This window comes from Endozoicomonas sp. PH6C (assembly GCF_059322965.1).
In genome coordinates, this window is the sequence record NZ_CP185342.1 from 6,568,002 (window position 1) to 6,582,231 (window position 14,230).

At 50.5% G+C, this 14,230-nt stretch carries 9 protein-coding genes; 6 read left to right on the top strand and 3 right to left on the bottom strand.

Annotation, left to right across the window (positions count from 1 at the left end; translation table 11 throughout):
* The first annotated feature begins 430 nt into the window (after nt 1-430).
* The 6 genes from ACOMG9_RS23265 to ACOMG9_RS23290 all read left to right on the top strand — a co-directional run bounded on the left by ACOMG9_RS23265 (nt 431) and on the right by ACOMG9_RS23290 (nt 11,048).
* The gene (locus ACOMG9_RS23265; protein WP_448218777.1) at nt 431-868 is read left to right on the top strand and encodes a response regulator; all 438 of its coding nucleotides are present in this window, start codon (nt 431-433) and stop codon (nt 866-868) included.
* Nucleotides 869-1,178: 310 nt separating this feature from the next.
* Nucleotides 1,179-1,553 carry a twitching motility response regulator PilH gene (gene pilH / locus ACOMG9_RS23270; protein ID WP_422135812.1) on the top strand — a complete coding sequence of 125 codons (375 nt, stop codon included), beginning with the start codon at nt 1,179-1,181 and terminating at the stop codon, nt 1,551-1,553.
* Entirely contained in the window at nt 1,550-2,095 is a 546-nt protein-coding gene (locus ACOMG9_RS23275; protein ID WP_494529507.1) for a chemotaxis protein CheW, read from the top strand. The genes pilH and ACOMG9_RS23275 overlap by 4 nt, the downstream gene beginning before the upstream one ends.
* Before the next feature lie 137 nt (nt 2,096-2,232).
* Nucleotides 2,233-4,320, top strand: coding sequence for a methyl-accepting chemotaxis protein (locus ACOMG9_RS23280; protein WP_494529508.1), 2,088 nt, complete (start codon nt 2,233-2,235; stop codon nt 4,318-4,320).
* A gap of 56 nt (nt 4,321-4,376) precedes the next feature.
* Nucleotides 4,377-10,535 (top strand): FimL-related protein, encoded by a 6,159-nt coding sequence (locus ACOMG9_RS23285; protein WP_494529509.1) that lies wholly within the window; start codon nt 4,377-4,379, stop codon nt 10,533-10,535.
* 12 nt (nt 10,536-10,547) lie between these two features.
* Nucleotides 10,548-11,048 (top strand): chemotaxis protein CheW, encoded by a 501-nt coding sequence (locus tag ACOMG9_RS23290; protein ID WP_448218773.1) that lies wholly within the window; start codon nt 10,548-10,550, stop codon nt 11,046-11,048.
* On the opposite strand, the gene ACOMG9_RS23295 is transcribed toward ACOMG9_RS23290, so the two are convergent.
* The 3 genes from ACOMG9_RS23295 to ahcY form a co-directional block, all read right to left on the bottom strand.
* Nucleotides 11,014-11,739 (bottom strand): 16S rRNA (uracil(1498)-N(3))-methyltransferase, encoded by a 726-nt coding sequence (locus ACOMG9_RS23295; protein ID WP_448218772.1) that lies wholly within the window; start codon nt 11,737-11,739, stop codon nt 11,014-11,016. The two genes, ACOMG9_RS23290 and ACOMG9_RS23295, sit on opposite strands and share 35 nt — an antisense overlap.
* Nucleotides 11,740-11,821: 82 nt before the next feature.
* Nucleotides 11,822-12,673, bottom strand: a complete 852-nt coding sequence (gene metF / locus ACOMG9_RS23300; protein ID WP_448218771.1) for a methylenetetrahydrofolate reductase [NAD(P)H] — start codon at nt 12,671-12,673, stop codon at nt 11,822-11,824.
* 88 nt (nt 12,674-12,761) lie between these two features.
* Entirely contained in the window at nt 12,762-14,159 is a 1,398-nt protein-coding gene (gene ahcY / locus ACOMG9_RS23305) for an adenosylhomocysteinase (RefSeq protein WP_448218770.1), read from the bottom strand.
* Between the last annotated feature and the right edge of the window lie 71 nt (nt 14,160-14,230).

Below are 14,230 nucleotides of genomic sequence, written 5' to 3' on the forward strand. Positions count from 1 at the left end.
CGGGGTAGGCGAAGCAGGTGCACCTGCCTCAAAGACGATATCGGACTGAATTTCATAAGCATCCCCCTCCGCCAGACAGTTCAGTTGAACGATGTCCCAATACATCGGCTTGTAAGGAGTTGGCTTTAGTGAATTCCCCCCCGTTTGTCAGGCTATTAAGCCACTCGCCGTCTGGCTATTCACCGGCAAATTGTGTTAAAAGATGGGAAAGTCTGAATGAAATAAATTCCTTTCAGAATGGACATAAAAAAGTTCAAAAATTTTGAGTCATCAATACTCTTCTTCTCAATCAGGATTGAGAAGGGTGCAAAAAAACTGCCATGAGCGGAAAGACTGACATCCGATCAGCATTTTCATGGTAAATAAAAATAAAAGCATCTGAAGCCAAAGGATCAGGGTTCGGGTGATCAGAGTGTATATGGACAGAAGCATGAACAGCTATGAGTCAAACGCTGCATCACCGGCAAGTCATAAGAAGCGGGATGTCAGTCTTGAGCAACTGAAAGTCATGGTGATAGACGACAGTAAAACCATTCGCAGAACCGCAGAAACGTTGTTGACAAAAGAAGGCTGTAAAGTGGTAACAGCCACTGATGGTTTTGATGCCCTGGCAAAAATTGCTGAAAACCAGCCCAACATTATTTTCGTTGATATCATGATGCCACGCCTGGATGGCTACCAGACTTGCACACTGATCAAGAACAATCATTCATACCGGGAAACCCCTGTCATCATGCTATCGAGTAAGGACGGACTATTTGACCGGGCGAAAGGCCGTGTGGCCGGGTCCGATCATTACCTGACCAAACCTTTCAGCAAAGATGAACTACTGGGTACTATCAGACATTTCTGTCCAGTCAATGATTGATAAAAACAGCCCTGAGCCTTGATGCGGCTCCGTGCAGAGAATTAATAAGGCAACAAAGTCCTCGTGAGCTGCATTTTCGTAGTAAAAAATGTTAAAAAAATCTGTTATAAACATGTACTGTGCCTTCTAACCACTGGTTCTGGCAGGAACCTGATTATTTCGAAACAGAAACAGTCTGCAGCCAGCACAGGGAAATACCCAGATTGCAACGAAGAACATTCGGTATTTCCATGGTAAAAAAGAACGGCTAATAACAATGAAAAAAGCTTGGCCCTGAGGATTTGGGCAAAAACAGTAACAGGGGAAAATAATGGCAAACATTCTCATTGTTGATGACTCACCCACTGAGTTGTTCCAATTGAAAGCCATGCTCGAAAAACACGGACACAGTGTGCTGACTGCAGAAAACGGTGCCGACGGTGTAGCACTGTGCCGGGCCGAACATCCCGATGCTGTGTTAATGGATATTGTCATGCCTGGTCTGAATGGTTTTCAGGCTACACGTCAACTGTCTAAAGATAACAATACTTCCCATATTCCGGTCGTGATTGTCACCACCAAAGATCAGGAAACCGACAGGGTCTGGGGAATCAGGCAAGGCGCAAAGGATTATCTGACCAAGCCTATCCGTGAAGCAACACTGCTCAAAACACTGGGTAATGTTCTGGAAACCAAACTTGCATGAATACCTCCCAAACAAGCCCCTTTGAGGCACTGGTAGAGCTGGATGCCAGGATCAGCAAACATGCTTTTGAGCTTCCTGAAAAGCAAACACAGGTTGAGTCCTGGAGTGGTCTTGGCTTCACACTGAATAACCAGCAATTTGCACTGCAGGTTGGTGAGGTAACGGCCATTCTGCCCGTTCCATCCACTACACCCCTGCCGGGAGTTCAACCTTGGGCAAAGGGCATTTCAAACGTACGTGGACGTTTAATTCCGATCATAGATCTGGGAGAGTTTCTGGGTCAGGCCAGAGACAGCGGTAAATCGGCCAACCGGATTATGATTGTCGAGCAGGGGGAAGTATCAGTTGGTCTCATCGTTGATGAGGTGCAGGGTATGGTGCATTTTTCCACCAGCCAGTTCACTGATGCAGTACCTGACTATCTGTTTGACGAAGTTAAACCGTTTACCGTTGGTCATTACCAGCAAGAAAAAGATTACATGGTATTCAACACACAGCGGTTGGTGAATGATCCCCGCTTTCTGAAAGCAGCCATAGCGTAATCAGCTTCATGCTGGATAAGTGACAGGAACCGTCTTTCTTCACCACAGGTGACGAAAGGGGTCAAACGATAAAAAGTATTCGAATAAAAACAATCCAAAAAGCGAGCATTCCGAAGAAGTCACCGGGGACCACAATAATGAAAGGCAATACCGCAACCAAAGCCCAGGGAGCAGGGGCAAGCCGAGCCATTCTGGCCTCGATTATCCTGTTAATAGTCTCTCTTTCCGTAATCACCGGCTCATTTATTTATCTCAGCCAGCAAAGTGAACTTGATCAACAGCACCTGACTGACGCCGGTGAGCTCCGGGTACTCTCTCAGCGTATTGCGACCAGTGCCACCGAGGCATCGGCCGGTAAAGAAGAAGCTTTCGTCCTGTTGCGTGAAGCACGCAATGAGTTCGATGCACGTTTTAGCTCCCTGAAAGACACCAGGCTTTCTGTTGCTCCATTTCTCAGCCCCGGTGACAGTATCGCTAAAGCACGGATCGAAACACTGGACGCTGCCTGGTCTGAACTGAAAATAGAGGCAGATAACATTCTGGCTGCAGAAGAAACCGTGTTAGCTTTGCACGAAGTGGCAAAAACACTGGGTGAAACTATTCCCCAGCTGCAGGTTGAGTATGATGAGGTGGTAGAGATTCTCCTCGAGAGCAATGCTCCCAATGAGCAGATCGCACTGGCACAGCGTCAGCCATGGCTCGCAGAACGTATTATTCGAAGTGTCTCAAAAGTACTGGAAGGGGGTGAAGACTCCATCATGGCTGCAGACAGCTTTGGTCGTGACGCCAAGCTGTTTGGTCGGGTACTGAACGGTATGCTGGAAGGTAACCTGGCCATGCGTATCAGTCAGGTCACCGATGAAGAAGCCACTGATCGTCTGGCCGAAATCTCCGACCTGTTCGGATTTGTAGAAGGCAGTGTTGACGAGATTCTGGAGACCTCCCCGGAACTGTTCCAGGTGCGTGCCGCTTCTGACCAGATTTTCACAGACTCCCAGCAACTGCTGCAACAGACTTCTATTCTCGTGGACACTTTCGAGAGTCTGACTGACCAGCGCCTGATCAACAACACGGTCATCAGTATTGCCGGTGTCGTTGCCCTGCTCTCTGTGCTGATAATCGCCATGGCCATCGTAAGAGACACCCGCAGGCGTCTGGCTGAAACTGCAGCCCGGAACGAAGCCAACCAGGCTGCAATCCAGCGACTGCTCGATGAAATGGATGGCCTTGCGGACGGTGACCTGACAGTACAGGCGACAGTAACCGAAGACTTTACCGGTATCATCGCTGACTCCATTAACCTCTCTATTGAACAGCTACGGGCATTGGTTAAAACCATCAACGAAACGGCGGTGGAAGTAGATACCTCAGCTCAGGAAACACAGAGTACCGCGAAACAACTGGCTGAAGCAGCAGGGCATCAGGCAGAGGAAATAAACTATGCCAGTCAGGCGGTCAATGACATGACCAAATCAATGACCATGGTATCCGAGAACGCTTCCGAGTCAGCCAATGTAGCGGAAAAATCAGTAGAAATTGCCACCAGCGGTGGTCAGGTGGTTCGTAATACCATCGAGGGCATGGATACTATCCGCGAACAGATTCAGGACACCTCCAAGCGTATCAAGCGGCTGGGTGAGTCTTCCCAGGAAATCGGTGACATCATTGCCCTGATCAACGATATCGCAGACCAGACCAACATTCTGTCCCTGAACGCCGCCATCCAGGCCTCCATGGCGGGAGAAGCCGGTCGGGGCTTCGCGGTGGTAGCGGATGAAGTACAGCGTCTTGCGGAACGAGTATCCGGCGCGACCAGGCAGATTGAAGCACTGGTATCGGCCATCCAGACCGATACCAACGAAGCCGTTATTTCCATGGAACAAACCACTTCCGAGGTGGTAAACGGTGCCAGACTGGCACAGGATGCGGGTGTTGCCCTGGAAGAAATTGAGAGAGTATCCAGTAACCTCGCCGACCTGATCCGGAACATTTCCGACACAGCGAAGAAGCAGACAGGCTCAGCAGAACAGATAGCCCTGCGTATGACCACCATCCGGGACATCACCACCCATACAGCTTCCAGTACCACAGCAACAGCCGGTTCAGTAGGCAACCTGGCAGAAATGGCTCTGGAAATGCGTCAGTCTGTATCCGGCTTCCGCCTGCCTTCGGTAGCAGAAAATGAAGCAGTGACTAGAGCGCAAGAAGACGAAATCACCGTTTGATGAGTATTTTTATTCCAGCAGCCCAGGTTGCTGGCACGGAATAGCGGGGGCCGGCAATGGCTGAACAACAGGATTATGCAGGCCTGGACTGGGTTAAGGAAGAGATTGAGCAGACGCTCATTGAAGCTGGCCAGGCATTGGAAAATTACCAGCAAGAGCCAGGTAACCCAGCCCACATCAATGCCGGGCAGAGCGCATTCAGTCAGGTTCATGGCACACTCAAAATGTTGCAGCATGTAGGCGCAACCCACTTGAGTCTGGAAATGAGCAAACTGTCCGAGGCCCTGATCAGTGAGCGAGTGCCTGATGTCAGAATGGCTCTGGAAGTCCTGATGCAGGCCACTCTGCAGCTGACAGGTTACATTCAACAAACTCTGAACAGTGGCGTTGATCGTCCCTTGACACTTCTGCCACTGATCAATGAACTAAGACGTCTGCGAGGTGAAGATCCTCTCCCGGAAGCTACTTTTTTCTTTCCGGATACCCGCTCGCTGATCGATCCTATTGCGTCACCACAACTGGAAAGCCTTGAACGGAGCGGACTGACACCGTTACTGAGAAAAATAAGACAGAAGTATCAGCTAACACTGGCAGGCTATCTTCGAGATCAGAACAGACCTCAGCAGATTAAAATTCTGGCCAAATTGTTTGCCAAACTTCAGGACCTTTCCTGGGGCACCCCTCTTTCTCCTCTCTGGGAAGCCAGTATTGCGCTGACTGAAGGGCTGGATAATGAGTCGATCGAACAGAACATCCATGTTGCTAACCTGCTCAGGGAACTGGATGGCCAGATCCGTCTGTTCATCAGACAGGGCGCTCCCTTTGTCAATAGTCATCCAAATGATGCACTGTTCCGGGGGTTGCTGTACAACATTGCCACTTCCGAAGGCCGTGGGGGTTTCACTGGAGTACTGAAATCACGCTATAACCTGAAAGATGAGCTGAAACGAGCTCAGGCAGGTATTTCCGATGTTCTGACGGGCGTGAATGCTACAAAACCTGTTGTTGAAGCTTTGAACTACGAGCTGACAGGTATCAAGGAAGCACTGGACCTTTACCTTCTCTCAACCGATCCTGATCCACTGGTTCTGGAAAACCAGCTGCCGGTCATGCAGCAGGTGGCAGATACCCTGACCATCCTGGGCATGGAAGATCTGAAAAATCGCCTGAAGCAGAAAAAAGCACTGATCCAGAGTGTGATCAATACCGGTCAGAACGCTGAAGAGCATCTGATGGACGTTGCTGGCACCATTCTTGACCTTGAAACTGCGCTATCCAGGTATGCTGCAGGTGAAAGTCTGGAGGCAGGCGAAGGCGCACCCCTGCTGGAAGAGGTCTATCAGGCGGTTGTCAAAGAGGCTCGCCACTATCTTGAGCAGGGCAAAGATGCCATCGTCGATTTTGTGGACAGTCATCATCACCCGGATCTCCTGAGCCCGATACCCGAACTGCTCCGTAAAGTGCAAGGCGGTTTGTCCATGACACCTCTGACCCGGGCCGCTGCTCTGGTCGGAGCCTGTTCAGATCACATCAGGAAAGAGTGGATAGAAAACGGTAAAACACCTGAAAAGATGGAACTGGAACACCTGGCTGATGCATTGACCAGTATTGAATACTACCTTGAAAGGTTGGGTGACAGAGATCAGAAAGAACATGACGCCATTCTGGATGTTGCAGACAAAAGCCTGTCTGCCCTGCGTGAGACAGATCTTGAACTGCTGATTGATGAGCAGAGCTTTCTCGACGGCTCGATGCCCATCACTCTGGACGAAAATAAAGTACAAGAGCCCTCAACGGAAGAAAAACAAAGTTCTGCAAAAACCACTGATCTGAAAGTTAAGACTTCTTTGACCCTGACCAACAGAAACAGACCCGTCGAAGTCAGTCCATACGATGTAGTTCAGTTCAAGTTCACTAGCAACAGCAGCGTTGAGGCAGAGGCTCCGGGTGAAGCTTCACGGTTGGCTGGACCGCAGCAGGCGCAAGCCCTCACTCCGCAAGTCGAAGTCAAAGAGGACCAACAAGAGAACATCATCGACGATGAATTGCTGATCATCTTCATTGAAGAGGCTGGCGAAGTTCAGAAGCAGCTGACCGAAGACGTAACTACCTGGATCAATCATCAGGATGATCTGAACACCCTGAAAGATATCCGCAGGGCTTTTCATACTCTGAAAGGCAGTGGTCGTATGGTGGGTGCGAGCGTTGTGGGTGAACTGGCCTGGTCCATCGAGAACATGTTAAACCGCCTGATCGAGAGAAGCGTTCACAACAGCCCTGAATTGAGCAATCTGGTTAGCCGCGTTACCCATATGCTGCCAGGATTGATTTCCGACTTTGCTGAGCAGAGCCAGGTTCTGACCCATGAAGTTCTGGTTTGCATGGAACAGGCTGACGCTTTGTCCCGAGGTGAAGCATACACCATTGAGGACGAGGAAGAGTCCATTGATGACGCCATCGCCAATGACCCGGATATCGATTTTGAACGAGCGGAAGAACCTGTCCCACAGGCAGCAGAGCGGGCCATTATTGATGCGCTATCCAAGCCATCATCTGAGCCAGAAATAAATGTAGATGTTGAGAAAGACGTTTCGCAATCTGTCGGACAGGAAGCTTACGACATCCAGCTGCTCAACGTATTCCTCGGCGAGTCCAGAGCTCATCTGGAAGTCGTTCAATCCTTTGTTGAGCAGGTGAAAGTCCAGGGTGGAAAGCGCCAGATCAGTGATCAGGTACAACGCTCTCTCCACACCATGAAGGGCATAGCCCTGATGGCAGAAATAGCGCCGCTGGCCAGCATCATTGTTGCCCTTGAAAAGAACATCAAGGATTTCAGAGCCCACCTGATTCCGGCCAATGACCGGGTGATCAGTATGCTGGAAAAGGGTCTTGAGCTCATTCAGGATGGCCTCGAACAGCTGGCCCTGTCACCCAGACAACCGGTACTGGATTCTGAAAATTACCTGTCCTGGCTGGAAGCGCTTCATGCCCAGCTCATCACCGAACAGCATAAAGCACAGTCTACCAACAGAAAATACACTGGCGGTCAGGACACCCGGCTGTTTGCTCACAGCGACCTGGGTTTACTGCTGGATGCCGATGAGTACCTCTCTACCTGGCGCATCGCTCTGCCCAGAGATGAGCTGGTAATGTTCCAGAAAGAACTGACAGCACTGGCCGAACGGGCAACCGAAGCACGACTCACCGCTCTGACTGAGCTATGTGACGTGCTTCTGGATGTTATGAACTATCTGGATAAGTACGAAGACAATCTACCCGGGGTTCTTGCGGCACCTCTGTCCAACGGCTTCGAAGCCATGGTCGATATGATGAATATGATTGCGGCCCAGCAAACCCCGGTTCCACCGCAATCAGTATTCACAGAACTCAGGGAGTCTCTGGAAGCTCTGCTCATCGCTGAACCGATTCAGGCAGGAGCCGTCCCTGAAAATATTGAAATTGACAAGATTGTTCAGGAGGCACCGTCTCCAGAGCCAGTGGTTGAGAACCCTGAAGTTGAAGAAATCATCCTGGAGTCGCTGACAGAAAAACCTGCCATTGAAGAGCAACCTGCTGTTAAGCCAGAGGCTGAAGTTGCTGTCGTTGTTGAAGATGCTGAAGATGCTGAAGATGCCAAAGATGTTGAAGAATTGCTTCTGAAGCCCTCAGTTTCAGGGATGTCACCTGCTCTCACCATTGAAACAGAAGAAGAAGTGGAAGAGCATGACCTTGAACTGCTGGAACTGTTCCTGGAAGAAGCCTCTGATCTGGCAGAAGATTGCCATCATGCTCTGGAAGACTGGCTGAATAATCGTCAAAACCTGACATCTCTGACCGATCTGCAGCGCTCTCTGCATACCCTCAAGGGCAGTGCCCGAATGGCAGACCAGCCGGAACTGGGTGACCTCAGTCATGCCATCGAAGCTATCTACAGTGCTATTGCCACGGGCAGAAGTTCTGCAGATAAAGCACCGATACACCTGCTACAGGCTGCTCATGATCAGGTTGACCAGATGTTGCTTGCCCTGAAAAATCAGCAGTCACCCGATACTGTCATCCCGATGGTAGAACAGCTGGAGCAATGGACTCTCAATCATGACTATGAAGCAGAACTACCCTCTCTTGCAACGGCTGAAGCGCACGTAGAAGCTCTCCCTGACTACCTGGGTCAGGTCAAAAAAGAGTCTGACACGACCTGCGAGCAGCCCGAAGAAATAGTAATAGACGATGCTCTGGTTATTGATGAAGAAAATCGGAACACAGGCGTCACCAGAGTGTCTGAATCCATAGAGAGTAGTACCAGTGCGCCTGAAATGATCGCACAAGAGACTGCCCCTGCATCAACACGAATAAACACACCGGTTACCAGCAGCGCAGCCAATACCTTCAAAGGTGTTGAGATGATTCGTGTCCCTGCGCAGCTTGTGGAATCGCTGATCAACCTTTCCGGTGAGTCGAGTATTCATCGTGGCCGAATCGAGCAGCAGATTCAGGACATGGGGAACATTCTTGAGGAGATGAACAGTACCATCGACCGGGTAAAAGAACAGCTTCGTCGTCTGGATACCGAAACCCAGGCCCAGATTATTTCCACCTTTGAAGAAGAGTACGGCAGTAATCCTGAGTTTGATCCCCTGGAAATGGACCAGTATTCAGAACTGACCCAGCTGTCCCGCTCTCTGGTTGAGTCCGCGACTGACCTCCAGGACCTGAAGGAAGACATCCAGGAAAAAAATCGTGATGCAGAAACCCTGCTGCTTCAACAGTCCAGAACGCTGATAGAGCTTCAGGAAAAGTTGATGCAGGCCCGAATGGTTTCATTCAGTCGTCTACTGCCACGCCTGCGAAAAATTACCCGTCAGTTGTCGACTGAGCTCGACAAGCCGATTCACCTGAATGTCAGCAATGCTGAAGGTGAGATGGACCGTACCATGCTGGAGCGGACCCTCGCACCACTGGAACACCTGCTGCGAAATGCCATTGATCATGGTATTGAAGCCTCCGTTAAGGACCGCCTGACACTGGGCAAACCGGAAACCGGCAATCTAACGCTTGCCATTGCCCGGGATGGTGCCGATATTGTTATTGAACTGGCCGATGATGGCCGGGGCATCAATCTTCGGGCTGTTCACGCCAAGGCACTGGAAAAACATCTGATCACTCCGGAAGATGAGCTGACCGACCAGGAAATTGCTCAGCTGATCCTGGAACCAGGCTTCAGTACTGCGGAATCTGTCACCCAGATTTCCGGTCGGGGTGTAGGTCTGGATGTGGTCAATACAGAAATACGTCAGATGGGTGGTAGTATTCAGATTGACAGCGAGCCTGGCAAGGGAACCTCTTTCAAGCTCCGTCTACCCTTCACGCTGTCGGTAAACCGTGCTCTGATGGTCCAGGTTGCAGACAACCTTTACGCCCTGCCCATGCAGTCCATTGATGGTATTACGGTAGTGGACCCCAGTGTCCTGATCGACTGCTACCAGAACAACACCCCTCTGCATTATGGGGGTATCGAACACCAGCTCATGTTCCTGGGTGAAATTCTGGGCGATGCAACCCCCAGAATTCAGTCCGGGCAGTGCCCGGTTGTGATCATCGAGCGGGGCGGCAAGAATCTGGCCCTGCATGTGGATGAAATCATTGGCGGTACTGAAATCTTTGCCAAAAGTCTGGGCCCGCAGTTCGCAGGTCTGGTCGGTGTCAACGGTGCCACCATTCTTGGTGATGGTCGTGTTGCCATCATTATCGACCCTGTCACACTGCTTCGCAGACATCGGATTGAACAGCACTCTGTAGAACTGGCCAGCCAGATGGATGAAGAAGCAGAAACCATCCAAAGTGTTCTGGTAGTAGACGACTCGGTTACTGTACGTAAAGTGACCACCCGTCTGTTAGAACGTAATGGCTATTTGGTTGAAAGTGCGAGGGATGGTATCGAAGCCCTGGCCAAACTGGCTGAAAACCGCTACGACATCATGCTTCTGGATATCGAAATGCCGAAGATGGACGGCTATGAGGTGGCCAGTGCCGTGCGTAATGATGACAGCCTGAAGTCTTTGCCGATCATCATGATCACCTCAAGAACTGGTGAGAAACATAAAGCCAGAGCCTTCAGCCTGGGGGTTAATGAATATCTGGGTAAACCTTTCCAGGAACATGAAATGCTGGCCTCCATCGAGCAATTGATCAGTGCCAAAGCTCACAACAATGAATAAAGGAGTAGCGTCATGACGGGCAGTCCTGAACCTATGGAAAGCAGAAGCCTGAAGTCCCGTTTGATCCCGATGCAGCAGAAGCCACTTCTGCTGCCTGCCTCCTGTATTGCCGATGTTGTAGACTACAGTCGTCCATCGGGTAACAGAGAGAAAAACTCATGGTTTCTCGGTGAAATTGACTGGCGGGGACAAACACTACCCCTGATTTCCTTTGAACGAATCAACGGTGGTCGTTTTGCAGAGTTCTCTGCAACGGCACGGATTGCAGTAATGCACAGCAGTACCGGAAATGAGCAGCTGCCTTTTTATGGCATGGTGATACAGGGTATCCCCAGGACATTAGATCTGACAGCGGGTGACGTTCAACCCGCTATCGAGGCAGATACAGGTTCAGCAGAAACATTCAGGGTCATTATCAAGGAAATTCCTGCTGCCATTCCTGATCTTGAAAAAGTGGAACAACAGCTCTCGGCAATGTTTACAGATCGCCCCAGAGATACTGCATCACACTGATTGCAGTGACCGGGGCGGTTTCCGTTCTCAGGACTCTCGGGCCCAGTGCAAGGGCATGAAAGCCTGACGACTCGGCGCTGGTAATTTCTTCCTGAGTCAAGCCACCTTCGGGACCGATCAAAAGAGAAACCGTTTCTGGAGGAACGAATCCCTCCAGTTTTTTATCGGTTCGATGGTGAAGCACAAATTTCAGGTCAGCGTTTTGCTTTGCCATCCAATCCGCAACAGGCTCTGGCGAGTGAATCACCGGAACTCTGTTCAAGCCACACTGCTCACAGGCACTGATGGCTATTTGTTGCCAGTGTCTGGCTCGCTTTTCCTGGCGCTCGGCATTCAACCTGACTTCACAGCGCTCGGAAAAGAGCGGCGTTATTTCGGTCACGCCCATCTCGGTAGCCTTCTGGATAGCGTAATCCATTCGTTCACCCCTGCTAAGACTCTGCCCGACGTGGACTTTCAAGGGGGATTCCGTGACCAGGCTTATTTCTGCTTCCAGGACAACTGCAACGTTTTTTTTTGCCACAGACTTGATTCTACCCTGCCATGAAGCGCCCTGCCCATTAAACAGGATAAGAGACTCTTCAGGCCTCATGCGCAGGACTTTACCGACATGATTGGCAGCACTGTCACTCAGCTCAACGACCTGATCTTTTGCCAGAGGCTGATCGGTATAGATTCGAGGGTTTCTCATGACGTTCTCATGGCGAGGCCGTAATTCTCAGGAGTACAGAAAGGCTATGGACTGCGTGCGGCCAGAAGCGTTGGCCGCAGGATCAAACCAGCCTGAGGTTCTGACAGATGACTCTGGAGGGTGCAGCCTGATTCAGGGCGTAGAAATGCAACCCCGGAACCCCTTGCTCAATGAGCCTTTCACACATCCGGGTAACTACCTCTTCACCAAACTGCTTGATGCTGCCGATATCATCACCGTAGGCTTCCAGCTGCTTGCGAATCCAGCGTGGAATTTCTGCACCGCAGGCATCGGAGAAACGAGCCAGACGGGTGTAGTTGGTGATAGGCATAATACCCGGGATAATCGGCAGATCAATCCCCAGACCTGTGGCACGATCAACAAAGTTAAAATAGCTGTCAGCGTTAAAGAAGTACTGGGTAATAGCTGAACTGGCACCGGCATCAACCTTGCGTTTGAAGTGCATCAGATCCACTTCAAAGTTTTGCGCCTGGGGGTGGGCTTCCGGATAAGCAGCAACCTCCAGATGAAAATGATCACCGGTTTCGGCCCGGATAAATTCCACCAGTTCATTGGCATACTGCAGCTCACCGTTTGAGCGCCCCATACCCGATGGCAGATCGCCGCGTAAAGCAACAATACGATTAATTCCCAGACTCTGGTATTGCTCAAGCAAACTTTTCAATTGCGCTTTGCTATCGCCCACACAAGAGAGGTGAGGCGCAGCAGGAATATCAGTGCAGTTGCGAACGCTTATGACGGTATCAAGGGTTCTGTCTCGGGTGGAACCGCCAGCACCATAGGTCACAGAGAAGAATTCTGGCTGACATTTGGAGAGCTCAATCGCTGTCTGATCGAGCTTTTTAGCACCCTCTTCCGTTTTGGTCGGAAAAAATTCAAAGCTGATTGTCAGCTTTTTATCGTTAGTTGTCATCGTTAATTAAAACCTTTATCACTGTTCTGTCGCTTACGGTTCTCTATAAGCGTCAGGAGCCTGCGCAGAGACGCAGGCTCAGTGCAGATCAGTACTTGTACTCATCCGCTTTGAATGGACCTTCAACAGCGACATTAATGTAGTCTGCCTGCTGTTGGGTCAGCTGGGTAATTACCCCGCCAAAGCCCTGAACCATGTAGCTTGCCACCTCTTCGTCCAGTTTCTTGGGCAGAACCTTCACATACAGGTTATCAGCCTTCTCGGCAGCGGGCAGATTGGCAAAGCCTTCTTCATACAGATGAATCTGGGCCAGGACCTGGTTGGCAAATGAACCGTCCATGATACGCGATGGATGACCTGTGGCGTTACCCAGATTGACCAGGCGACCTTCCGAGAGCAGAATCAGATGATCATTGCTGCCCTTGTCACGCCAAATCTTGTGGACCTGGGGCTTAACTTCTTCCCACTCCCATGTTTCTCTCATGAAAGCCGTATCAATTTCGGTATCAAAGTGACCAATGTTGCAGACGACACAGCTACTCTTCAGCGCTTTCAGCATTTCACGATCACAAACATGCAAGTTACCGGTGGTGGTTACCAGCATGTCGGTAGTACCCAGCAAGTCTTTGTTAATGCTGGCAGCAGTGCCATCGTTGACACCGTTGATGTAAGGAGAAACCACTTCAAAGCCGTCCATGCAAGCCTGCATGGCACAGATAGGATCAATCTCGGTGACCTTAACGATCATGCCTTCCTGGCGCAGGGAAGCCGCAGAACCTTTACCAACATCACCGTAACCGATAACCAGGGCTTTTTTGCCCGCCAGCAGGTGATCTGTACCCCGCTTGATTGCATCATTCAGTGAGTGACGACAGCCGTATTTATTGTCGTTCTTGCTCTTGGTAACCGCGTCGTTAACGTTAATCGCTGGTACTTTCAGAGTGCCTTTTTCCAGCATTTCCAGCAGACGATGAACCCCGGTGGTGGTCTCTTCGGAGATACCGTGGATGTTATCCAGAATTTCAGGGTACTTGTCGTGCAGCATCAGAGTCAGGTCGCCACCGTCGTCCAGAATCATATTGGCATCCCAGGGCTGGCCTTCTTCTGTCAGAATGGTCTGCTCGATACACCACCAGAATTCTTCTTCCGTCTCCCCCTTCCAGGCGAATACAGGAATACCCACAGCAGCTATTGCTGCAGCAGCGTGATCCTGGGTGGAAAAAATGTTGCAGGAAGACCAGCGGACCTCAGCCCCCAGATCGACGAGGGTTTCAATCAGTACAGCGGTCTGAATGGTCATGTGAATGCAGCCCATGATCTTCGCGCCTTTCAGAGGCTGCTGATCATGGTACTTCTGGCGGATAGTCATCAGTGCAGGCATTTCACCTTCTGCGATCTGAATTTCGCGGCGACCCCACTCGGCCAGGGAAATGTCGGCAACTCGATAGTCAGTAAAGCTCTGAACAACTGCAGGAGTAGCGCTCATGGGTATGATCCTGTTATGCGTAATTACCGAAAACAGGTTGAAGTCTAACAGTCGCACCAACCTATATCAAT